22 protein-coding genes and 2 pseudogenes are annotated in these 21,506 nt (G+C 61.1%); 12 read left to right on the forward strand and 12 right to left on the reverse strand.

The features are described 5' to 3' along the window. The first annotated feature begins 160 nt into the window (after positions 1 to 160). The 3 genes from QM600_RS06410 (at position 161) to QM600_RS06420 (ending at position 4,740) form a co-directional block, all read left to right on the forward strand. Positions 161 to 1,819: a DNA repair helicase XPB gene (locus QM600_RS06410; protein WP_283260630.1), complete on the forward strand. Its 1,659-nt coding sequence runs from the start codon at positions 161 to 163 to the stop codon at positions 1,817 to 1,819. 100 nt (positions 1,820 to 1,919) lie between these two features. Then, complete coding sequence (locus QM600_RS06415) at positions 1,920 to 4,007, forward strand: amidohydrolase family protein (protein ID WP_283260631.1); 2,088 nt, start codon at positions 1,920 to 1,922, stop codon at positions 4,005 to 4,007. Positions 4,008 to 4,077: 70 nt separating this feature from the next. Beyond that, positions 4,078 to 4,740 carry a DUF3239 domain-containing protein gene (locus QM600_RS06420; protein WP_283260632.1) on the forward strand — a complete coding sequence of 221 codons (663 nt, stop codon included), beginning with the start codon at positions 4,078 to 4,080 and terminating at the stop codon, positions 4,738 to 4,740. 12 nt (positions 4,741 to 4,752) lie between these two features. Here QM600_RS06420 and QM600_RS06425 read toward each other — a convergent pair whose 3' ends face one another. Continuing rightward, complete coding sequence (locus tag QM600_RS06425) at positions 4,753 to 5,739, reverse strand: LLM class F420-dependent oxidoreductase (protein WP_283260633.1); 987 nt, start codon at positions 5,737 to 5,739, stop codon at positions 4,753 to 4,755. 60 nt (positions 5,740 to 5,799) lie between these two features. On the opposite strand from QM600_RS06425, the gene QM600_RS06430 reads away from it, so the two are divergent. Next, positions 5,800 to 6,747 (forward strand): sigma-70 family RNA polymerase sigma factor, encoded by a 948-nt coding sequence (locus QM600_RS06430; RefSeq protein ID WP_283260634.1) that lies wholly within the window; start codon positions 5,800 to 5,802, stop codon positions 6,745 to 6,747. On the opposite strand, the gene QM600_RS06435 is transcribed toward QM600_RS06430, so the two are convergent. The 3 genes from QM600_RS06435 to QM600_RS06445 are packed head-to-tail and all read right to left on the reverse strand — an operon-like array spanning position 6,723 to position 8,090. Beyond that, a complete protein-coding gene (locus QM600_RS06435) occupies positions 6,723 to 7,052 on the reverse strand; it encodes a hypothetical protein (RefSeq protein WP_283260635.1) in 330 nt (109 codons plus the stop codon). The genes QM600_RS06430 and QM600_RS06435 overlap by 25 nt on opposite strands. After that, positions 7,049 to 7,402: a zinc ribbon domain-containing protein gene (locus tag QM600_RS06440; RefSeq protein ID WP_283260636.1), complete on the reverse strand. Its 354-nt coding sequence runs from the start codon at positions 7,400 to 7,402 to the stop codon at positions 7,049 to 7,051. The genes QM600_RS06435 and QM600_RS06440 overlap by 4 nt, the downstream gene beginning before the upstream one ends. Next, on the reverse strand, positions 7,368 to 8,090 hold the full coding sequence (locus QM600_RS06445; protein WP_283260637.1) for a helix-turn-helix domain-containing protein: 723 nt from the start codon (positions 8,088 to 8,090) through the stop codon (positions 7,368 to 7,370). Before QM600_RS06445 ends, QM600_RS06440 begins: the two co-directional genes overlap by 35 nt. 283 nt (positions 8,091 to 8,373) lie before the next feature. Here QM600_RS06445 and QM600_RS06450 point away from each other — a divergent pair. Beyond that, a pseudogene (locus QM600_RS06450) lies at positions 8,374 to 8,466 on the forward strand (acyl-CoA dehydrogenase family protein); the annotation flags it as partial. Positions 8,467 to 8,472: 6 nt separating this feature from the next. Here the strand turns inward: QM600_RS06450 and QM600_RS06455 are convergent. From QM600_RS06455 to QM600_RS06465, 3 genes are read right to left on the reverse strand one after another with little or no spacing between them, the layout of a single operon-like run. Next, on the reverse strand, positions 8,473 to 8,817 hold the full coding sequence (locus QM600_RS06455) for a hypothetical protein (RefSeq protein ID WP_283260638.1): 345 nt from the start codon (positions 8,815 to 8,817) through the stop codon (positions 8,473 to 8,475). Then, on the reverse strand, positions 8,814 to 9,080 hold the full coding sequence (locus QM600_RS06460) for a TetR/AcrR family transcriptional regulator (protein ID WP_283260639.1): 267 nt from the start codon (positions 9,078 to 9,080) through the stop codon (positions 8,814 to 8,816). Before QM600_RS06460 ends, QM600_RS06455 begins: the two co-directional genes overlap by 4 nt. Further along, positions 9,077 to 9,733 carry a TetR/AcrR family transcriptional regulator gene (locus QM600_RS06465; protein WP_283260640.1) on the reverse strand — a complete coding sequence of 219 codons (657 nt, stop codon included), beginning with the start codon at positions 9,731 to 9,733 and terminating at the stop codon, positions 9,077 to 9,079. The genes QM600_RS06460 and QM600_RS06465 overlap by 4 nt, the downstream gene beginning before the upstream one ends. A gap of 172 nt (positions 9,734 to 9,905) precedes the next feature. On the opposite strand from QM600_RS06465, the gene QM600_RS06470 reads away from it, so the two are divergent. From QM600_RS06470 to fadD11, 7 genes are read left to right on the forward strand one after another with little or no spacing between them, the layout of a single operon-like run. Continuing rightward, entirely contained in the window at positions 9,906 to 11,552 is a 1,647-nt protein-coding gene (locus tag QM600_RS06470) for a flavin-containing monooxygenase (protein WP_283260641.1), read from the forward strand. Beyond that, positions 11,552 to 12,469: a metal-dependent hydrolase gene (locus QM600_RS06475; protein WP_283260642.1), complete on the forward strand. Its 918-nt coding sequence runs from the start codon at positions 11,552 to 11,554 to the stop codon at positions 12,467 to 12,469. Before QM600_RS06470 ends, QM600_RS06475 begins: the two co-directional genes overlap by 1 nt. Positions 12,470 to 12,482: 13 nt before the next feature. Beyond that, positions 12,483 to 13,565, forward strand: coding sequence for a PDR/VanB family oxidoreductase (locus QM600_RS06480; RefSeq protein ID WP_283260643.1), 1,083 nt, complete (start codon positions 12,483 to 12,485; stop codon positions 13,563 to 13,565). Continuing rightward, the gene (locus tag QM600_RS06485) at positions 13,562 to 14,065 is read left to right on the forward strand and encodes an SRPBCC family protein (RefSeq protein WP_283260644.1); all 504 of its coding nucleotides are present in this window, start codon (positions 13,562 to 13,564) and stop codon (positions 14,063 to 14,065) included. Before QM600_RS06480 ends, QM600_RS06485 begins: the two co-directional genes overlap by 4 nt. Then, positions 14,062 to 15,477, forward strand: coding sequence for an aldehyde dehydrogenase family protein (locus tag QM600_RS06490; RefSeq protein WP_283260646.1), 1,416 nt, complete (start codon positions 14,062 to 14,064; stop codon positions 15,475 to 15,477). Before QM600_RS06485 ends, QM600_RS06490 begins: the two co-directional genes overlap by 4 nt. A 4-nt stretch (positions 15,478 to 15,481) precedes the next feature. After that, complete coding sequence (locus tag QM600_RS06495; protein ID WP_283260647.1) at positions 15,482 to 16,420, forward strand: SDR family oxidoreductase; 939 nt, start codon at positions 15,482 to 15,484, stop codon at positions 16,418 to 16,420. Beyond that, entirely contained in the window at positions 16,417 to 18,219 is a 1,803-nt protein-coding gene (gene fadD11, locus QM600_RS06500) for a fatty acid--CoA ligase FadD11 (protein ID WP_283260648.1), read from the forward strand. The genes QM600_RS06495 and fadD11 overlap by 4 nt, the downstream gene beginning before the upstream one ends. Here fadD11 and QM600_RS06505 read toward each other — a convergent pair. The 5 genes and pseudogenes from QM600_RS06505 to QM600_RS06525 all read right to left on the reverse strand — a co-directional run. Further along, positions 18,195 to 19,280: a sulfate/molybdate ABC transporter ATP-binding protein gene (locus QM600_RS06505; RefSeq protein WP_283260649.1), complete on the reverse strand. Its 1,086-nt coding sequence runs from the start codon at positions 19,278 to 19,280 to the stop codon at positions 18,195 to 18,197. The genes fadD11 and QM600_RS06505 overlap by 25 nt on opposite strands. Further along, positions 19,277 to 20,083, reverse strand: a complete 807-nt coding sequence (locus QM600_RS06510; RefSeq protein WP_283260755.1) for an ABC transporter permease — start codon at positions 20,081 to 20,083, stop codon at positions 19,277 to 19,279. Before QM600_RS06510 ends, QM600_RS06505 begins: the two co-directional genes overlap by 4 nt. Then, positions 20,083 to 20,862: a molybdate ABC transporter substrate-binding protein gene (gene modA / locus QM600_RS06515; RefSeq protein ID WP_283260650.1), complete on the reverse strand. Its 780-nt coding sequence runs from the start codon at positions 20,860 to 20,862 to the stop codon at positions 20,083 to 20,085. Before modA ends, QM600_RS06510 begins: the two co-directional genes overlap by 1 nt. A gap of 8 nt (positions 20,863 to 20,870) precedes the next feature. Further along, on the reverse strand, positions 20,871 to 21,266 hold the full coding sequence (locus tag QM600_RS06520) for a TOBE domain-containing protein (protein WP_283260651.1): 396 nt from the start codon (positions 21,264 to 21,266) through the stop codon (positions 20,871 to 20,873). 99 nt (positions 21,267 to 21,365) lie between these two features. After that, a pseudogene (locus QM600_RS06525) lies at positions 21,366 to 21,476 on the reverse strand (carboxymuconolactone decarboxylase family protein); the annotation flags it as partial. Between the last annotated feature and the right edge of the window lie 30 nt (positions 21,477 to 21,506).

The raw sequence follows: 21,506 nt of genomic DNA on the forward strand, positions 1-21,506 counted from the left end.
TAGGGGTGTCCGGAAACGGGCACCCCTATTTCGCGCGGTGTCTTGCCTGTCACTTGGCGTATGCACCGCGTTACCAGGACAATGGCAGGGTTGCTGCGCGCAGTACGTGCTGCGCGCAGCAATCGCGACACCGCCACATCCGCTACACCAGGAGGATTTCGTGACCGACGGACCGTTGATCGTCCAATCCGACAAGACTCTGCTCTTGGAGGTCGATCACGAGCGCGCGGGCGAGGCCCGGCAGGCTATCGCGCCCTTCGCTGAGCTCGAGCGAGCCCCCGAGCACGTCCACACTTATCGGATCACCCCCCTGGCGCTGTGGAATGCGCGCGCTGCCGGACATGATGCCGAGCAGGTTGTCGATGCGCTCGTGTCGTTCTCCCGCTTCGCGGTTCCCCAGCCGCTGCTGGTCGACATCGTCGACACGATGGCCCGGTACGGCCGTCTGCAGTTGGTGAAGAGCCCGGTCCACGGCCTGATCTTGATCAGCCTCGACCGCGCAGTTCTCACCGAGATCATGCGGCACAAGAAGATCGCGCCGATGCTCGGCGAGAAGGTCGACGACGACACCGTCATCGTCCATCCGAGTGAACGTGGCCGCCTCAAGCAGATGTTGCTCAAGGTGGGCTGGCCCGCCGAGGACCTCGCCGGTTACGTCGACGGCGAGGCTCATCCCATCGAGCTTGCCTTCGAGGAAGGCCATTGGGAGCTGCGCGACTACCAGCAGATGGCTGCGGATTCGTTCTGGGCCGGCGGTTCGGGCGTCGTCGTACTCCCTTGTGGCGCAGGCAAGACCATGGTGGGCGCGGCTGCCATGGCAAAGGCCAAGGCAACCACTCTCATCCTGGTCACCAATACCGTCGCCGGGCGTCAGTGGAAGCGTGAGCTCATCGCACGGACGTCACTCACCGAAGAAGAAATCGGCGAGTACTCGGGTGAGCGCAAGGAAATTCGACCCGTCACGATCGCGACGTACCAGGTCATCACGCGTCGAACGAAGGGTGAGTACAAGCACCTCGAACTGTTCGACTCCCGAGACTGGGGCTTGGTAATCTACGACGAGGTGCACCTCCTCCCCGCCCCCGTGTTCCGCATGACGGCGGATCTACAGTCGCGTCGACGCCTCGGCCTGACCGCGACGTTGGTGCGTGAGGACGGCCGCGAGGGCGACGTCTTCTCACTGATCGGCCCCAAGCGGTACGACGCTCCGTGGAAGGACATCGAGGCACAGGGGTGGATTGCTCCGGCTGACTGTGTCGAGGTGCGTGTGACGATGACCGATGCCGAGCGTATGGCGTATGCGGTCGCCGAGCCCGAGGAACGGTACAAGCTGTGCTCGACAGCGCACACCAAAGTTGCTGTCGTGAAGTCGATTCTGGCCAAGCATCCCAACGCGCCGACGTTGGTGATCGGTGCGTACCTCGATCAGCTCGATGAACTCGGCGAGGAATTGAACGCTCCGGTAATCAAGGGTTCGACCAAGAACAAGGAACGCGAGATCCTCTTCGATCAGTTCCGCAACGGGGAGATTCAGACCCTGGTGGTGAGCAAGGTCGCCAACTTCTCGATCGACCTTCCGGAAGCATCTGTTGCCGTTCAGGTTTCGGGAACCTTCGGCTCACGCCAGGAAGAGGCACAGCGCCTCGGCCGACTGTTGCGCCCCAAGCACGACGGCGGACAGGCTCACTTCTATTCGGTGATCTCACGCGACACTCTCGACGCCGAGTACGCGGCGCACCGTCAGCGTTTCCTCGCGGAGCAGGGCTACGCCTACCGAATTACCGACGCCGACGACCTGCTGGGTCCGGCCATTGGATAAACACGGTTTTGTAACGAGTTTCAGCAATTAGCTGGACGTACGTCCATTTGTCGGTATGGTGCCCCGTGTCACAGTTGTGTTCAACGGCCGGGAGTCATGCATGCGCTCAATTACACGTCTACGTGGTCGACCGGGCGGAGTCGTTGCACTTCTGACGGCTTCGCTGCTCACCACGACGTTGCTCGTCGCGGTCACCGGCGTCGGCACCGCAGCCCCGAGCGCCCCGGACAACACGGTGTATCAGCTGGCCAACGGCTGCTACGCCGTGCAGAGCGCGTCCGGCGACTTCGTAGGACGCGACGCCGCCGGGTACCGGGCGGATCGAGCGTCCGCCGACGAGGCTGAACCGTTCCGACTCCACGCGGCGCAACTCGGCCGGTTCATGTTCTACGGCACAGACGGATCGATGCTGGCCCACGACGGAGCCGACACTGTGGTCGCCACTGCGGCCGCAACTCCGATGACGGACTGGACGGTGATGTCCAGCGACGAAAACTTTGTCCTCACCGCCACCACCAACGGCCGACAGCTGGTCAGCCGTGACAATGCCTTGGCGATGACCGAACCCGGCAGCCAACCGGATACCGGTTCGTTCACCCTGGTTCCTCGTACCGGCTGTGCCGATTTCCCGGAATCCGAAGTCAATGCCACCGGCAATCCTTCCGAGATCGGCCCCAACGGCGAAGTACGCGGATTCATCGACACACACGTACACATGAATGCTTCCGAGTTCATGGGCGGAAACCTGCACTGCGGAAGGCCTTTCGATCCTCAGGGTGTTACCGCGGCACTGGTCGACTGCCCGGACCACCAGCCCAACGGCTTGCCCGCTCTCCTGGAAAACGTTCTCTCCTACGGCAACCCGTTCGAAACCCACGACACCACCGGTTGGCCTACGTTCGCGGATTGGCCGGCCCAGGACTCGCTGACCCACGAGCAGACGTACTACAAGTGGGTCGAGCGGGCGTGGCGCGGCGGACTGCGTATCTTCACCAATCTCTTTGTAGCCAACCGTGTTCTGTGCGAGCTGTATCCCAGTAAGCGCAATCCGTGTAACGAGATGGAAACGGTACGCATTCAGGCCGAGCAGACCCGTGAACTCCAGGACTACATCGACGCGCAGTACGGCGGGCCAGGACGCGGCTGGTTCCGTATCGTGAGCTCCCCTGCCGAGGCCAGGCAGGTTGCCGCCGACGGAAAGCTTGCCGTCACATTGGGCGTCGAGATTTCGGAGCCGTTCGGTTGTTCCCTCCGCAACGGTGTAGCGCAGTGCGACGAAAACGACATCGACCAAGGTTTGGACGAACTCTACGATCTGGGTGTCCGGCAGATGATCGTGACGCACAAATTCGACAATGCGCTCGGTGGTACTCGCTTCGACGGAGGCATTACCGGAGTTGCCGTCAATATCGGTAACTACCTGGGCACCGGAGAGTTCTGGCAGTCCGAGCCGTGCCAAGGTGTCGCCGAGGACAACGAGCTGCCCACCAAGGTGGACGGCGCCCAAAATCTGATCGGGATGCTTCCGCCCGGCGTGACCCTCCCGGTGTACCCGGCCGGCCCGCAATGTAATTCACGCGGACTGACCTCGTTGGGCGAGCACATGATCCAGGGTTTGATGGACCGCGGAATGATCGTCGACATCGACCATTTGAGTGTCAAGGCTGCTGACGACGCCCTCACCATGCTCGAAGCTGCCCACTACTCGGGTGTCGTGTCGAGCCACAGTTGGAGTGACTCCAGCTACTACAAGAGGATCTACGCGCTCGGCGGATTCGTAGCGCTCTATGCCGGTCAACTCGATTCGTCCGATCCAGAATCCAAGGAAAAGGGCTTCATCGAGCAGTGGCGAGAAGCTCGGGCAATGCGTAGTGACGACTACTACTTCGGTTTCGGATACGGCGCCGACACCAACGGGTTCGGGCCCCAGGCCGCGCCACGAGGCGATGCGGACGTCAATCCCCTTCAGTACCCGTACACCGCATTCGACGGCACCGTCATGGACAAGCAGCGTGCCGGAACCCGCGTCTTCGACGTCAATACCGACGGTGTCGCGCAGTACGGACTGATTCCCGACTGGATTGCCGACATGCGTATCGCGGGTGGGCCTGACGGTGACACGATCATCGACGATATGAGCCGCGGCGCCGAGGCCTACCTGCAGATGTGGGAGCGAGCGCGGAACTAGCTACGCTGGTGGTGGTCCCTGAAAATCTCGGGGACCACCACCGCAGTTCCACCTTCGAAGGAATACATCAGTGGCTGATTTCGAGTTCACCGTCGACAAAGCTCACGCGAGGTCCGTCAACGACACGTTGGCCGATGTTCGTCGTCTGCAGATTTCTGCGGTGATCTTCGCCGTGTTGCTGGCTGCCGGAGGAACCTGGCTGATCCTCATCGGCGACGTCTGGTCCATCATCGTCGGCGCTGTATTGGTCATCGGCGCCCTCAGTTCGTTGGGCGTTGCGTTGTGGGCTCCTCGCAAGGTCGGTAACGCCGAAAAGCTGTATCGCGAAAATCCGCTTGTTCCCGCGATCGTCAGCGAAATCCACCCCCGAGCTGCGACGTTGACCGCGCTGATCGACATCGCGAAGCCGTCTGCGAAAGCCCCCCAGTACGCACTGGTCAGCCGCAATGTCCGGCTCAACCCGAAGTGGAAAGTCGGCAATCGCATTCCGTCGGTAGCCCTGCGCTCCGATCGTTCCACTCGGAGCAAGGACGCCGTCTGGGAGATGGTCAGCCCGATGCCGATCGAATGGGGAACCAAAGACTCCGCAGTACTCGCCCGAGCGGTGGCAGCGATCAGCGACAGCGAGTGGAACTTCCTCCAGAGCCGAATCTCTGATTCCGAGGAAGTTCGCACCCACCCCGAACGCCGCGTCCTGGTCGATCCGGCCGACCTCCCGGACAACCTGCGCTAACGCTGTTTTTATCTAGCGGAGGGCCGGCAGTACTTCGCGTTCGAACAATTCGATGCCCGATGTGTCGTAGGCAGCCTCGGGGAAGTAGAAGATTCCGTATTCGAGCCCTTGCGCTTTGAGTACCGACAGATTCTCGATGATTTGTTCGGGAGTTCCCACTGCCGGCATACCGCGGAAGGCGTCCAGCGACGCGTCGGCCGCGGCCTCACCGACCAGCGGCGTCAGACGAGACTTCAGCGTTTCCAGTCGCTGCGTTACTTCGGCCTCCGTTGCACCGATGGCGACGTTGTAGTTCGCCGAGCGCACGATGGCGTCGAAATCGGTACCCACTGTGTCGCAGTGCTTCTTCAGGATCTCCGACTTGCGGGCAAAAACTTCAGGTGTGCCGTCGAAGTTAGTGTACTGCGCGTACTTTGCCGCGATCTTCAGCGTGACCTTCTCGCCACCACCGGCGATCCACAAGGGAATTCCTCCCTCCTGCAACGGAAGTGGACGGCAGATGGCGCCGTCAACCTGGTAGTACTTGCCGTCCAGCGTCGCAGTGCCCGCAGACCACGCCTGACGGAAAATCTGAATGCCTTCGTCAAGCCGACCGAGACGTTCACCGGCGGAAGGGAACCCGTAGCCGTAGGCATTCCACTCGTGCTCGTACCAGCCGCCACCGATTCCCATCTCGACGCGACCACCGCTGATCAAGTCGGTAGTGGCGGCAACCTTGGCCAGGTAGGCCGGGTTGCGGTAACCCATGGCCGTACACATCTGGCCGAGCCGGATGCTCGACGTCGATGCGGCAAGCGCAGCCATCAGAGTCCACGCCTCATGCGTGGCTTCTTCCGTCGGAGCCGGGACTGTATGGAAGTGGTCGTACACCCAGACCGATTCCCACGGGCCCGCTTCGGCACGCAGCGTGAAATCACGCATAACCTCCCATTGCTGAGCGGGGTCGATGCCGACCAGGTCGAGACGCCAGCCTTGAGGTACGAACAGTCCGAATCGCATGTGGCGAGACTACCTATCTCCGGGCAGGTTGTGCGCGTGGAATCTCACTAGACTCGAAGAATGTGCATGCCGACTACTACGCAGGCCTTCGAATCCCACCGCGGCCATCTGATGGCCGTCGCGTACCGCCTGACCGGTAGTTTCAGCGATGCCCAGGACGCCGTGCAGGAGTCGTGGATACGGCTACAGAATGCAGAATCCGAGAAGACTGCCGGGCACGAGATTCGTGAACTACGCGCGTGGCTCACCACCGTGGTCGGACGAATCTGCCTCGACCGCCTGAAATCCGCGGCCGTTCGTCGAGAAAGTTATGTGGGACAGTGGCTTCCAGAACCGATCGTCACGTCGATCTCGGCATCCTCGCCTCCCGATCCACTCGACTACGTCGTGCAGCAGGAAGAGAACCGGCTAGCCGCACTGATCGTTCTCGACACCCTCACGCCCACGCAACGAGTTGCGTTTGTCCTGCACGACGGCTTCGACGTGCCGTTCGGCGATATCGCCCGAATCCTGGGAATCGAAGTCGCTGCCGCTCGTCAACTGGCGTCACGCGCACGCAAGTCCGCGTCCGCGGCTCCCGAACCGGTAGGGAGCGAGGAACATTCGGCAGCGGTGGAACGATTGGTCGCAGCCATCGCCGGCGGAAACTTGGATGATGTCATCGCTGCACTCGACCCGGATGCCGTATTGATCGGCGACGCCGACGGAAAGACCCGAACCGCAGTCAATATCGTGCGGGGCAGCGATCGGGTCGCACGGTTCTACTTGGGACTGGTACGCAAGTACGGACTGAACGCGTTGATGGCGATCTCGCCGGCCCTGGTCAACGGTCAACTCGGCTGCGTCATCGCCGACTCCCCCGGCGACGACGCCCACCCGCCGTTCCCGATGCGCGTTGCAGGATTCACGGTTCGAGGCGGTGTCGTGTGCGCGGCCTACGATCTGGCCAATCCGGACAAACTCAGCGGCTTGCGGGTTATCGATCAGACGGACTCCGAACGTAAGTAACGCGATTCCCATTCCTCGAGGTGAAGTTTGGAAACCTGCGTTCCGAACCAGAGTCTGTGCAGCACATCGGATCCGAGATGATGGAGATCGGTGTGCTCCGCCCACCGCTGCGTAGCCCACTCCGGCTCGTTGTGCGCAGCATCGATCGCGATCCCTGAGCTGTAGGACTCTTTCGAATTCTGCTGCCACCACAGCCGTCCGGTCTCGCGGTTTACGACGACAGCACCTTTATCAGCAGTGCGCGGTAATCGACCGATGCGTCCAATTGCACGGCGGATACGGCTACATCCTCGAATACCGTTCACGATGAATGTTGACTAATACACTCGCCATGAGTGCCCGGATTGCCCCGGCCACGTTCACCACCATGTGGAGTTCCCGCAGCAATACCGTCAGCCCGCACAGAGGCAGGTCTTACGTTTGGTTTCTGTCGGGCATCTTTATTACCGTCTCGTCCGCAACTCGCCGAAGACGCGCCACCCTCAACACTCGCAGCAAGCGCAGCAAGGTTGAGGCCAGCATTGTGATCACGATCCGCACGGAAACCACACGCACCGCACACGAAAACCCGAACCTTCAACGGCAGCTTGGCTTTCACTACCGAACAGTTCGAGCAGGTCTTACTCGACGGAAAACGACACCTGCCACCGACCACGCCGAAACGAGACCGTCGCCGACCTGATCCGGGCTGTTCCCGCCGCCGTTTTGCGGGCCAGTTTACGAGTCGATTCGGCAGTCCTGACGACCCCGATCCGCGGCAGTTGCACATGGCGACGATCCCCACCACCGGTGACCAACCCGAAAGCGCCGGTGGTGAAGCGGCACGAGAGCACGGCATGCATTCTCTTGAACCTCGGGAAGCCCATCGCACCTTGACGTTTCCCGCTCCGCGCATCGGACCAGTTCGACAACGCAGTCGCGCAGTTCGCGATGCCGCTGCTGTAGGACTCCTTCGAATTCTCCGGCCACCACGGCACACCCGTCTCCCGGTTGACCGCAACCGTGTCTTTGACGGTGTTCCACTGTTTGCGCAAGCTGTACGCCGACCACGACACAGGCGGAGTCAACTCCGAATCCGGGATGTCGTATGACTTTTCGGCAGTCCGCTGAGCGAGGTTCGCTTTCACCTGATCCAGTGCCCAGTTGTAGGCGTAACGCTGCGCCCCGCAGTGCGAACGCAACATCTCGGCCTGAGCCGGGGTGGGATCGAGGACGTACACAAACGCCCGGATCACCAACCTGGCTGGATTCACCACCGCAATATCGGAGGCGAACGTCGCATCCATAGTCATGTCCTTCACCAGCACAACAGCTCCCCCCGGAATCCGCCTGTTGTCGGCCATCGCCCGACAACAGAAAACATACAACGACACACCGACAGGAACGCGTCATCGCTGTCGCAACCGACCCGGCTACTGTCCGGGGCGCTCTACACACAGATCACGAAGTGCGGTGCCTATGTCTCTACGGCCGAAAACCGGATCTGGGACGGACTCGGACCAAATCTGCCGAAGTGTCACGTTCGATCCCGCTGCTGTTCCAGGTCAGCTCTTTTGGCCTGGCCATCACGGGATAAAACTGCATCAAACGACACAAAACGGTCTTCATTGACCAACAGTTCGCAACCCCATCGCGCAGATGTACGCCGACGCACGCATCTCCCGGATTTATGTCGGATCGAACGAGACGATGAAGGATCTCATCGCAAGATCGCTGTAGTGACGGTCATGTTTCTGTTGCCAGAGTGGGGATTACGTCTCGGACGATGGCGAGCAGGCTGACCACTAACAACGTGTGCACTTGTTTGCGTTCCAACGCCCCGGTGACCAGCCACTGCTTACTGGCAGCCTTCGCCAATCCGCCGTACGCGACGATGGCAGCGCGAACTGCGGAAGCATCTTCGTCGCTCGGACGAAGATCGAGGGCATCCATCATGCGCTGCGCGGCAACAGAATCCGCGTCCTGCAGAATCTGGTCCATTTCCGGGTCACGCCGGAGATCCTCGGACATCACTGTGGACATCCACATGCCGCGGTGCCGCCCGGCAACGTCGAGCCAGCGATCGATCACGGCATCGATCCGCTTCTCGGCACTTGCGGAGCGAGGAAGGCGTTCGACCGCCAATTCGGGGATGAAGACAAACCGTCGTACGACGTCCAGGTAGAGGTCGCGTTTGGAGCCGAAGTAGTGATTGAGCAGGGACGTCCGACGCCGGCAGCCTTGGCCAACTCCGTCATCGACACGTCGGCGTATGACTTGCTCTCGAAAACCTTTGCGGCGCTGACAATGATCTGTTCGCGCCGGTCTTGCGGGCCCAGCCGTTTTCCGGTCACGCCTTGCCCGCCGGAGTGCTGTTCACCCTCGCCTGCGCCTCGATCATCAGCGAGATGTGCTCCACCAGACGCTTACGCGAGATCTTGGAGGACTGAGTGTGCGCCTGATAGATGAATGCGAGTGCCCCGAACAGTCCGACCGAGTTGAGTTCGGAGTTGACGGCATCGCGCTTCTCGCCGCCGTACATCGCTTCGAGCGCGAAGGAAATCGGGTTGGTGAACTCTGCCATCAACTCCCGGCCTCGGTCCCACAGGGCAGGTTCGGACTGGGATTCCACGAACATGATGCGGCCGCGCCGCGGGTCCTTGGTGACGTAGGCGGTAAAGGCTTTCACGACATGGCGAATCAGCAACGGAGCATCGGTCGGTGCGGTTTCGAGGGCGGCAAGAATTGTGTCTCGCGCGGCGAGAACAACCTCGTCGAGTACCGCGACCAGCAGTTCGTCTCGGCTACCGAAGCTCTCGTAGAAGTACCGCTCGGTCAGCGCAGCTTCGCGGCACGTCGCGCGCATGGTGGCCGCAGCGGCGCCTTCGGTGCCCATGATCTGCATTCCGGCTTCGACAAGCTGAGACCGCCGGGCAGCACGTCGATCTTCCGGTTCCAGACCACGCCACCGTCGCGGGCCACTGCGTGCAGTCTCGGTGTCCGTCATGTCTCCATGCTCTCACTCGGGCGCGATAGCCAGGACCTCAGGTTATCCATTTCGCAACTGACATCACCGTATGTCAACAATTCCAATTCTGACATCAACCGCTGTTGACATCATCTGATGTCAGACTTACTCTTCGTTCAGTTGTTCGCGCACCAATCAGGAGGCGTCACACATGGTTGAGATCGACACAACCTCGAAGCAAGCTGCTCCTCGAGACGACTCGAGAACTCGCCGCACCCGAGTCGTCGTTATCGGAGCCGGCTTCGGCGGGATCGGCACGGCTGTTCGCCTCACACAGTCGGGGATCGACGATTTTGTCATCCTCGAACGTGCACAGGAGCCCGGCGGAACATGGCAGGTCAACACCTACCCGGGCGCACAGTGCGATATTCCGTCCATTCTTTACTCCTTCTCGTTTGCCCCCAACCCCAACTGGACCCGCCTGTACCCGCTGCAACCGGAGATCTACGACTATCTCCGCGATTGCGTGCGGAAGTTCGGTCTCGCAGACCGACTGCATTGCGGTCAAGAGGTCACCGACGCATCGTGGGACGAAGGTAAGCAACTCTGGCGAGTACAAACTCAGGACTGCATCTGGGAAGCACAGTTCCTGGTTGGTGCCACCGGCCCTTTCAGCGCCCCGGCTGTGCCGAACCTGCCGGGTCTCGATTCGTTCGAAGGCGAGGTATTCCACACAGCAGACTGGAACCACGACCATGATTTGAACGGTCAACGCATCGCCGTAGTAGGCACCGGCGCTTCTGCAGTTCAGATCATTCCGCGGCTACAACCGATCGCCCAGACGTTAACCGTCTTCCAGCGAACACCCACGTGGATCCTGCCGCATCCCGATCAGCCGATGACCGGTTGGCCCAGCACCCTGTTCGAGCGAGTGCCGGCTGCCCAGCGCATCGCCCGTAAGAGCCTCGACCTGTTGCAAGAAGCCATGGTTCCGGGGTTTGTGTACAAACCTGCATTGCTGAAGGGTTTGGGCGCCCTGGGCCGCGCACATCTGCGTCGTCAAGTCCGAGATCCCCAACTACGCGCAAAGCTCCTCCCGCAGTTCGCATTCGGTTGCAAACGCCCGACCTTCTCCAATGCCTACTATCCCGCTCTGGCTTCAAGTAATGTCGAGGTCGTGACCGACGGCATCGCCGAGGTTCGTTCGAACGGCATAGTCACCACCGACGGAGGACTGCACGAAGTCGATACCATCATCATGGGCACCGGCTTCAAGATGGGCGACAACCCATCGTTCGGCATCATCAAGGGCCGCAACGGACGCAGCATCGCGGAGGCGTGGAACGGGAGCGGCGAGGCGTTCCTCGGCACGACGATCAACGGATTTCCCAATTTCTTCATGATCCTCGGCCCCAACTCCGTGGTGTACACCTCTCAGGTCGTCACCATCGAGGCTCAGGTCGAGTACATCTCGAGTTGCGTACAACAGATGGACGAGCAGGGAATTCTCACTATCGAGGTACGTGCCGACGTCCAGCAGGAGTTCGTGGACGAGACGGATCAGCGGCTCGCGACCAGTGTGTGGAACACCGGCGGATGCAGCAGCTACTACCTGGTAGAGGGCGGCCGCAACTTCACGTTCTACGGCGGATTCAACCGTTCATTCCGCGCCCGAACCCGACGAGCCGATCTGACGCATTACGAGCGCCGATGGCCGGTCGTCGAATCATCGATTCGTGCCGAGGACGGGGCGAGCGAAGCGACGGGGAATGTCGACCGGGCGAGCGAAGCGACGGGGAATGTCGACCGGGCGAGCGAAGCGACGGGGAATTCCAGAGAATCCGTGAGGAGCCAGTAATGCTCGGAATCAAAACTTTTCGAGGCAAGCCCGTCGTAGCCGCGACCGGGGCCCGCCGCTATACCGACGAGGCTCACGCAATCGCCGCGCGCGATGTCGAATTCGACTGGGACGGTGTACCGCTGCACTACGTTCCGAACGAACCGATGGTCACCCACGTCATCAACTTCATGCATCTGGTCCTCCCCGAGGGCGAGCGCGCCATGTCCGCCACTCTCGCCGAAGCCCTACCGCTCATCGAAGACCCTCGGCTACACGAGGAAGTAGTGGGTTTCGTCGGCCAGGAAGCAACCCACGCGACGTCGCACAAGGGCGCACGGGAGCACCTTGCCGAACTCGGCATGAACATGGAACCGATGTCGAGCCGCATGGATTGGCTCGTCGACAAGATCCTGGGCGACAAGGGTTTAAGCGGAAAAGCCAAGCACGCGTGGCTATGTGAGCGCTTAGGCCTGTTCGCTGCGATGGAGCACTTCACCGCGGTCTTCGGCGAATGGCTGCTCACCGATCCCGCATTGGAAAACGCCGGCATGCACCCGATGATGCTGGACATGGTCAAATGGCACGGCGCCGAAGAAGTGGAACATCGCAACGTCGCTTTCGACGCATACATGTACGTCGACGGCAGCTACGCGCGACGTGTCCGAACGGCACTGCTCGCCAGTTTCACCCTGATCGTGCTGTTCGGTGCATCGATGAACTATCTCTTCCGCCAGGATCCGTCAAAAGCCAAGGGCCGCTTCTGGCCTCTGCAATTGATCAGCGCGACGCGTCGCGGCCTGGTGCCCAATCTCAAGTTCTTGATCACCGAAATGCCTCCGTACTTGCGACCGAGTTTTCACCCGTCACAGATCGGCGACATGGACGTCGCTCTGCGCTATCTCGCACGTTCGCCTGCCGCGAATCACTCCTCCTGAAAAGGGTCTACGGATGAACAAGACCAAGGCTGACCATGCCGCGTCCTTCGACCCGCCCCGGTCGCTTCGACTGGCCGCTCAGGCGACCGACGCCTACCGACGCATCTTTGCCGCCAGTGCTGCGGCGCCGCTGCTTTCCCGCCCGAAACCCGTTCGCTACAGCGGATTCGACATGTTGCTCGACGTGTCGTCGGTGCAGTTGGAATGCGAGGACGTTGTCAGCATTACCCTTACTGCTCCCGACGGAGAGGCCCTTCCGGCGTGGATTCCCGGAGCACACCTCGACGTCTTTCTGCCCTCCGGCAAGCAGCGGCAGTATTCACTGTGCGGAGATCCCGGCGATCTGTCTTCTTATCGGATTGCGGTGCGGCGCATCGCGGACGGCAACGGCGGGTCACGCGAGATTCACCACGACGCTGCGTCCGGTATTCAATTGAATGTGCGCGGACCGCGAAACGCCTTCCCCCTCGTCGAGGCACCGTCGTATCTCTTCATTGCCGGCGGAATCGGCATCACACCAATTCTCCCCATGATTCGGCGCTGCCACGAGCGTGGAATACCGTGGAGTTTGGACTATCTCGGCCGAACTCGGGCCACGATGCCGTTCCTGGACGAGATCGTGGGCTTCACCAGCGGACAGGTCACGATTCGACCCGACGACAAGTTCGGACTACCCGATATCGCATCGATAGTCTCCGCTTCCACGCCGGGCGCTGCGGTGTACATCTGCGGTCCGACGCCGCTGATGTCCTCGGCACGTGAGGTCATGGTGGCCGTCAACCCCACCGGTTCCCTACACAGCGAACGTTTCTCCCCGCTGCCGGTGGCGGACGGAAATGAGTTCACGGTGCACCTGGCCAAAACTGGTGTCACCGTCGACGTGGGCGCCAAGGAGAGCACCTTGGCGGCCGTCAGACGCGCACTCCCGGGTGTTGCCTACTCCTGCCAGCAGGGATTCTGCGGGACATGCAAAGTGCACGTTCTCTCCGGAAACATCGACCACCGCGACACATTGCTCACCGACAGCGAACGGAGCGATTTCATGCTGACCTGCCGATCACGCTCTACCGGTGGAAGTCTGGTGTTGGACCTGTGAAGCGCTCCTACGCTCTCGAACAGGCCGATGCCACATTCTTCCCATCGGCACCGATCAAGATCGTTCACGCGATCGAGAGTGACGTGGATCCCGAAAGCCTCTGGCGCACATTGACTGCCGATGACGCACTGGTGTCCTGGGCCCGTGGACTCACACGTGCTGACTGGACCTCCACCAGGCCGTTCGGGGTGGGCTCGACTCGCGTCGTCGAAGCCGCCGGCGGCGTTGCCTCCTTGCAGGAAAGGTTCTTTCGCTGGGACGACGGAACGCAGATGTCATTCTATGTCGAGGCTGCCTCGCTTCCCGGACTGCGCAGGTTCGCCGAAGATATCCTGGTGCAACGGATTCCGGGCGGAAGTCGCCTCACCTGGACCTTTGCCGTAGAACCACAGCGATGGTTCGCTCCGGCGCTCGCACTCTCACGGCCGGTCCTCCAACGCGTCACCAAGGGATGGGCGCAAGGCGCCATTGACGACACACGCCAAGGAGTCCGGAGATGAAGACAACAATCGAGCGCGGTGCCGAAGTGGCCGACGCCGTCCGCACTGCTCGTGTCGCTGCTACTTGGTGGGCCGGGCTGGCTTTTGACGAGCGTGCTCACCGTCTGGACCGGTGGCGCGGAATCATCGCACGCCGGGCACCGGAACTCGCGGAGGTCATTCATCTCGAGATGGGTAAGCCGCACCCCGACGCGATGCTCGAAATTGCGATGGCTATCGAGCACCTCGCCTGGGCGTCGAAGAATGCGGGCAAGGTACTCGGTCGACGGTCGGTCCGATCCAGCGTGCTCACGATCAATCAGGCTGCGAGCCTGGAGTACCGGCCACTCGGTGTGGTCGGAGTGATCGGCCCGTGGAACTATCCGATCTTCACTCCGCTGGGATCAATTTCGTTTGCTCTGGCTGCCGGCAATGCCGTGGTCTACAAGCCGAGCGAGTTCGCACCGGGCGTCGGCGAGTGGTTGGGACGCGCCTTCGCAGAGGTCGTGCCCGAGCATTCGGTACTGCAGGTGATTACCGGTGACGGATCTGTCGGAGCCGAGTTATGTCGGTCCGGCGTGGACAAGATCGGTTTCACCGGATCTACGGCGACCGGCAAAAAGGTTATGGCAGCCTGCGCCGAGACTCTCACTCCCGTGCTCATGGAGTGCGGCGGGAAAGACGCATTGATTCTCGACTCGACCGGCAACGTCGATGCTGCGGCAGACGCCGCAGTCTGGGGCGCACTGTCCAACTCGGGTCAGACGTGTCTCGGCGTCGAGCGCGTATACGTGCACGAAGACGTCTACGACGAGTTCCTCGACAAGACAATCGCATTGGCGTCGAAGATCCGCGCGGGCTCGGGTGCGCAGGACAAGATCGGCCCCATAACGATGCCCTCGCAGGTAGACATCATCCGCCGTCATATGACAGACGTGGTTGCCAAGGGCGGACGAGTAGTCCTCGGCGGACCGGATGCCATCTCAGGGCAATACGTACAGCCGACAATTCTGGTCGACGTACCCGAAGACAGCCTCGCGGTCACCGAAGAAACCTTCGGCCCGACGATGACCATCACCAAAGTCCGCACTATGGACGAGGCGATCATGCACACCAACGCGTCGCGATATGCGTTAGGGCTCAGCGTATTCAGTAAGAACGGCGTTGCCATCGCAGACCGGATTCGTTCCGGAGGGGCTTCGGTGAATTCATACGTCATGTATGCCGCAATTCCCAACCTTCCGCTCGGTGGTGTCGGCGAGTCCGGATTCGGACGTGTCCACGGCGCCGACGGACTCAAGGAATTCACCTACGCGCGGGCCCTGAGTCGCCAGCGATTCCCCTCGTTGCTGCCGCTGACGACATTCCGTCGTACCGCCCGAATCGATTCGCTGGTCAGGGTTCTCATACGCGCACTACACGGAAGGCACTGAAAAGATGACAGGACGTTGGTCAGCAGTGACGGGCACGGTCCGGGATCTCGGCATTCCGTTGCCGGGTCGACGAGTCGACTACGACGTCTCCGGAAAGGTTGTCCTGATCACCGGGGGCGGGGACGGCATCGGATTGGCCCTGGCTCGCACAGTGCACTCGCGCGGCGCAACTGTGGCGCTCGTCGACGTAAATGGATCGTCGCTCGCTGCAGCCAAGACCGCGTTGGGCTCGGAGCGCGTGGTGACGGCGACGGCTGACGTTCGCGATCGGGAAGCCATGAGGGCAGCCGCGAATTCAGTAGTGAACCACCTCGGACGAGTCGATGTGGTGGTGGCCAATGCCGGAATCACCCCTCCCCCGGCAACATTGAGGCAGATCGACCCAGCTGAATTCGACCGGGTCATCGACGTCAATCTGATCGGCGTGTTCAACACCGTGCATCCACTGATCGACGAGGTCATTCGCAATCGCGGGCACATTGTTGTCGTGTCGTCGGCGGCATCGTTTGCGCCGGGGGTTGGCGGCGCGTCGTACATGATCAGCAAGGCCGGTGTCGAAGCTCTCGGCCGCGCACTGCGTTTGGAAGTGGCCGGTCGCGGCGCCACTGCTGGGGTTGCCTACTTCGGAATGGTCGACACACAACTGGCGCGGGCAACGCTCGACGACGACGAGATCGGACGCAAGCTCGACGCGATGCTTCCCGGTCCACTGCGTCACCGGATCTCCCCGGAGCGCGCGGCAACAGTGATCGCCGACGCCATTGCACGCCGGGCAGGCAGAACGCTGGCGCCCGCTGCGTGGGAGCCGTGGGCGTGGGGGCGCGGCTTCATCAACATTCTCGCCGACAGCTATCTGGCGCGGGATACGCAGACACAGAAGCTCATTCGCGAACTCGAGACAAGAACCGACAACACCACCACCAGATCCAGGAGCGCCTCATGACCACACTGTGTTCAGCCTTCCAACGAGTCTCCGCCGTGGCGCCCGACGCCGTCGCAGTGAGAACCATCGGTGGCACCCAAACTTTGACGTGGCGCGACTACGCCGATCAGGTCCGTGACGTTGCAGCAGGATTGACCGGGATCGGAGTCAAACGGGGCGACACCGTTGCCCTGCTGATGGGCAATCGGATCGAGTTCTATCCGATCGACGTGGGTGCCCAGCACGTCGGAGCCACCGCTTTCTCCATCTACAACACATCTTCGCCCGAAGCCATCAGCTACATTCTCACCAACTCGGGTGCGCGGGTTCTTGTCTGCGAAGCGAAATACTTGGAGAAGGTCGGGCAATCAGGGGCACCGGTTGAAACTATTGTCGTCATCGATGCCGATCCCGCCGATCTTCCGGACGGAATCCTGACGCTTGATCAGCTGAAGTCCGAGGCTCCGGAGACATTCGACTTCGAATCAACCTGGAACACAGTACAACCCAGTGACGTCGCGACCTTGATCTACACGTCCGGAACCACCGGAAATCCCAAGGGCGTCGAGTCGACGCATACCGCCATGCTGTTCGAAACCAACGCGGTCAGCAAAGTCCTTCCCGTCGAATTCGGTGACCGCATCACGTCGTACATGCCATCCGCACACATCGCGGATCGGATGACGTGTCTGTATATGCAGATGGTGTTCGGAACGGAAATCACTGTGGTACCCGACCCCTCGATGGTCGCGGCCGCGCTTCCGGACTGCCGACCCACCATCTGGGGCAGTGTTCCCCGGGTGTGGGAGAAGCTCAAGGTTGCAGTCGAATTGGCGGTCGCCAACGAACCCGACGACGCACGTCGCGGAGCGCTCCAGTGGGCACTGGCCGTGGGAGGTAAGCGTCTCGCGCTCTTGCGGACCGGCGACGCCGTTCCCCCGGAACTGGAAGCGGAGTACGCCAAGGCAGATTCAATGGTCCTGTCCGCGTTGCGCGCAAGGCTCGGCTTTACCGAATTGAAATGGGCCATTTCCGGTGCCGCCCCGATTCCACCGGACACGCTGGCGTTCTTTGCCGCGCTGGGTATTCAGATTTCCGAGATCTGGGGTATGTCCGAGCTGACCTGCATCGCCAGCACCGCGCCGGCTGATCCGACCAAGCTCGGGACGGTCGGAAAACTTCTCCCCGGCATGGAAATGCGTATCGAGTCCGACGGTGAATTGCTCGTACGCGGCCCGCTGGTGATGAAGGGCTATCGCGGCGAGCCGGAAAAGACTGCTGAGGCCCTGAGTTCCGACGGTTGGCTCTCGACCGGTGACATCGTTACCACGGATTCCGACGGATACCTGACGGTGATCGATCGGAAGAAGGAATTGATCATCAACGCGTCGGGTAAGAACATGTCTCCGGCCGCGATCGAAACTGCCGTCAAGACATCATCATCGCTCATCGGCGAGGTAGTCACAATCGGTGACGGCCGACCGTTCAACACTGCACTGATCACACTCAACGCGGAAGCTGCCCTGCATATCGCGCGCACGCTGGGGCTTGCGGCAGATGCTGCCGTGCTCGCCAAGGACTCCCGGATCGTCGACACCATTGCTACTGCTGTCGGAGAGGGGAATTCACGACTGTCGAGGGCGGAGCAGATCAAACGATTCTGCATACTTCCGACGTTCTGGGAGCCGGGAAGCGACGAACTGACTCCGACGATGAAGCTGCGCCGCAAGCCCATCGCGGAGAAGTACTCTATCGAAATCGCCGTTCTCTACACGGATTCCATGACGGGCGACTTCTATGAACCGGCGCCCTGCGCGTAGATCAATGTTTCGGTAGCTTTCACGACAAACGTAGCGGCTGAGCCCGGAATCAAATCGAGCTCGGCCGCTGCGGTTGCGGTGATATCGGCCGACAGACCGGGCTGCCCTTCTTCGTCCTCGGCTCGTACCCGAACGATGGCTCCGCGGTTCTCGATTTCCGCGACCGTCACGGTGAAGGCGTTTCGTGGGCTTCCGTGTGGGGGTTCGAGATAGACGGATACCGCACGAGGCTCGAATACGGCGACGGCAGAGCTGCCTCGTGGCTCATCGATCTCGGCGATCCCGTAGATATCGATTCCGGACGGAGTGCGAATCATTCCGTCCCCCTGCATATCTCCGGTCCGGAGATTGACTCCGGCAATCCTCGCAGCAAAGGCGCTCCGTGGACGCGTCAGAACCGTTCGGACGTCGCCGCGTTCCACCACTCTCCCACCATCGAGAACTACGACGGTATCCGCGAGAGCGAGAGCGTCGAGAGCATCATGAGTGACCAGAACGGCTGTGCGCTCGCCCGTTCGCAATACCCGGCGCAGCAACGACCGTAGGGCGGGTGCCGAGGCAACGTCCAGTGCAGCCATCGGCTCGTCGAGGAGCAGCAACTCCGGTTCCGCCGCCAGCGCCCGCGCGACGGCAACCCGTTGTGCCTGTCCCCCGGACAACTGCGACGGCTTCCGTTCTGCGAGTTCACCGGCATCGACGGCGTCGAGCCAGCGGCGGGCAATCTCCGCCGATTCGCGCCGCGCTCGACCGGCACTGCGAGGCGCAAACGCAACGTTGTCCGCCACAGTGAGATGAGGAAAGAGCAATGCGTCCTGGGCCAGAAGCGCGGTACCGCGCTTGTGCGGCGGCAGAGCGATTCCGGCAGCAGTATCCGTCAGCACTCGCGAGTTGAGTTCGATCATCCCGCGATGCGGATGATGTAGTCCTGCAACAGCAGCCAGCACTGTGGATTTACCGGCACCGTTGGGTCCGAGGATCGCCGTCACTTCTCCGGCCACGACGTCGAACGTGGCGATAACGTCGCGTTCCGGTATCTCGATGTCGATGTGTAGTCCGCTCACAGTGATCCCGCCGTTCCACGGCCGCGAACTGCAACGACGATCACCACTGCGACAACAACGAGCACCAGCGAAAGTGCCACGGCTGCATCCGGATCTGTCTCGCGCTGCAGATAAATTTCCAGCGGCAGGGTGCGGGTCACACCTTGGAGGCTGCCGGCAAACGTCAGCGTCGCACCGAATTCTCCGAGTGCTCGGGCAAACGCCAGGACCGCACCGGAAACGAGGCCGGGCAGCACCAGCGGAAGAGTCACTCTGCGAAGCACTGTCGTCGGTCTGGCACCGAGCGTCGCGGCTACTGCTTCGTAGCGAACCCCTGCCGTACGCAGCGCACCTTCGAGGCTCACCACCAAAAAGGGCAGAGCGACAAAGGTTTGTGCCAACACGACAGCTGTCGTCGAGAATGCGATCTGAATTCCGAGCACCTCCAACTGCTCACCGATCAGTCCTTTACGGCCGAAGGTGTACAGCAATGCGATGCCGCCCACTACCGGTGGCAAAACAAGAGGAAGGAGTATCAGCGACCGTAGAACCGACAGACCCCGAAAACTGCTGCGCGCCAGAACCACAGCCATCGGGACGCCGAAGAGAATGCAGAGAATCGTGCTCAGGGCAGCCGTCTTCACACTCAGCGTCAATGCGGCAATCGACGACTCCGAGGTCACGAGTTGCCAGAACTCCGACCAGTGAACGGTCGACATCATCGCTATCAGTGGGACTATGACAAAGGCCCCGCCGATCAGTGCGGGGAAATAAATCCAGATCGGCAACCCGAGCGGAGCGCGGGTTGCCGGTTTGATTCGCATCACGGAGCGGCAAATCCTGCGTCACTCAGGACGGCAAGACCCTTAGACCCCTTCACCAGATCAACAAACTTTGTTGCGGTTGACGCATTCTTCGAATCCTTCAGCACCGCAATCTGGTACAGGTTGACCACCGTGGCGGCTTCGGGAAATGCGATGGTCTCGACCTTGTCGCCGGCCGATTTCGCGTCCGTGACGTAGACGATTCCGGCATCAGCCTGACCTGAGGTGACCTTGTTCAGCACGTCGGTCACCGACGATTCCTCGCTGACCGGCTTCAGTGTTTGACCGGTAGCGTCTTCGACCTTCTTCGTGGCTGCGCCACACGGAACCTGCGGGGCACAGATCACCACTTGTGTTCCCCCTTGTGCCAAATCATTGAACGTGTTGATGCCCTTCGGGTTTCCCGGCGGAACGACAATCGCGAGGGTATTGCTCGCGAAGTCCGAAGGCGTTCCTTCTACGACGCCGGCGTCGGTAGCCTTCTTCATGTTCGCGGCGTCCGCTGAGGCAAATACATCGGCCGGAGCGCCCGCGATGATCTGCGCAACAAGGTCGGAGGAGCCGGCAAAACTGAAAGTTACTTTTGTGCCGGGATTTTCGGACTCGAACTCCTTACCGAGTTCGGTGAAAGTTCCCTTCAACGACGCTGCCGCAAAGACTGTGATGTTGCCGGTTGCTCTCGTCGACGTCGATTTCGTTGAACTGTCCGGACTGCTGCATCCCGTCACCAGAGCAAGCGAAAGTACACCGGCGGCAACGATTCCGAGAATTCTTTTCACTGTTTCCCCTACGGCGTTTCTACGATGACGGTCGTGGCTTTCACGACGGCAACGGCGATGCTGCCGACTTCGAGACCGAGTTCACGGACTGCGTCGGTACTCATGAGCGAGACCACGGTGAACGGACCACATTGCATCTCGACCTGCGCCATCACTTTGTCGGTGACAACTTTGGTGACGAGGCCCGCAAATCTGTTGCGCGCCGAACTCCCACCGCTCAGTGGATCAGTAGGAGCGGGCGCGGAGTTGGCGCGAGCAAACGCAGCCAACTCGGCGCCGTCGATGACCTTGCGGCCCACGTCGTCCGTCGAGGCGCTCAGTTGACCTCCGTCGACCCAGCGCCTGACGGTGTCGTCACTGACACCGAGCAGGCCGGCGGCTTCCCGGATTCGAATGTTGGGCACCACGTGATCGTAGGGTGCGGCGCTGCGCGAAACAAGACAAAGCATCCGCAAATGCGTCACAGATAGGTAAATTGAAACGCACCTGCGGATATATCAGTGTCAGTCCTCCGCCCACGGGACGCGACAGGAATCGGTGCTGAAGCCTTGCTCGGTAATCCCGAGCGCGGAGTACATCCGGGAACGCATGTTCTCCAGGCCGATCTGGTAGTTGGCATCCTCCCCGCCCTCACAGACGAGGAT

Origin of the sequence: Rhodococcus sp. IEGM 1379 (assembly GCF_030056815.1) — a bacterium.
In the GTDB taxonomy this organism is placed as follows: Bacteria; Actinomycetota; Actinomycetes; order Mycobacteriales; family Mycobacteriaceae; genus Rhodococcus_F.

What these genes read in the sequence shown, in the direction of transcription:
- QM600_RS06480 (WP_283260643.1), top strand. Translation starts at nt 12,483, where the DNA reads ATGAACAAGACCAAGGCTGACCATGCCGCGTCCTTCGACCCGCCCCGG.
- QM600_RS06490 (WP_283260646.1), top strand. Translation starts at nt 14,062, where the DNA reads ATGAAGACAACAATCGAGCGCGGTGCCGAAGTGGCCGACGCCGTCCGC.
- QM600_RS06445 (WP_283260637.1), bottom strand. Translation starts at nt 8,090, where the DNA reads ATGGCCGACAACAGGCGGATTCCGGGGGGAGCTGTTGTGCTGGTGAAG.
- QM600_RS06470 (WP_283260641.1), top strand. Translation starts at nt 9,906, where the DNA reads ATGGTTGAGATCGACACAACCTCGAAGCAAGCTGCTCCTCGAGACGAC.
- QM600_RS06430 (WP_283260634.1), top strand. Translation starts at nt 5,800, where the DNA reads ATGTGCATGCCGACTACTACGCAGGCCTTCGAATCCCACCGCGGCCAT.
- fadD11 (WP_283260648.1), top strand. Translation starts at nt 16,417, where the DNA reads ATGACCACACTGTGTTCAGCCTTCCAACGAGTCTCCGCCGTGGCGCCC.
- QM600_RS06495 (WP_283260647.1), top strand. Translation starts at nt 15,482, where the DNA reads ATGACAGGACGTTGGTCAGCAGTGACGGGCACGGTCCGGGATCTCGGC.
- QM600_RS06475 (WP_283260642.1), top strand. Translation starts at nt 11,552, where the DNA reads ATGCTCGGAATCAAAACTTTTCGAGGCAAGCCCGTCGTAGCCGCGACC.
- QM600_RS06510 (WP_283260755.1), bottom strand. Translation starts at nt 20,083, where the DNA reads ATGCGAATCAAACCGGCAACCCGCGCTCCGCTCGGGTTGCCGATCTGG.
- QM600_RS06425 (WP_283260633.1), bottom strand. Translation starts at nt 5,739, where the DNA reads ATGCGATTCGGACTGTTCGTACCTCAAGGCTGGCGTCTCGACCTGGTC.
- QM600_RS06465 (WP_283260640.1), bottom strand. Translation starts at nt 9,733, where the DNA reads ATGACGGACACCGAGACTGCACGCAGTGGCCCGCGACGGTGGCGTGGT.
- QM600_RS06415 (WP_283260631.1), top strand. Translation starts at nt 1,920, where the DNA reads ATGCGCTCAATTACACGTCTACGTGGTCGACCGGGCGGAGTCGTTGCA.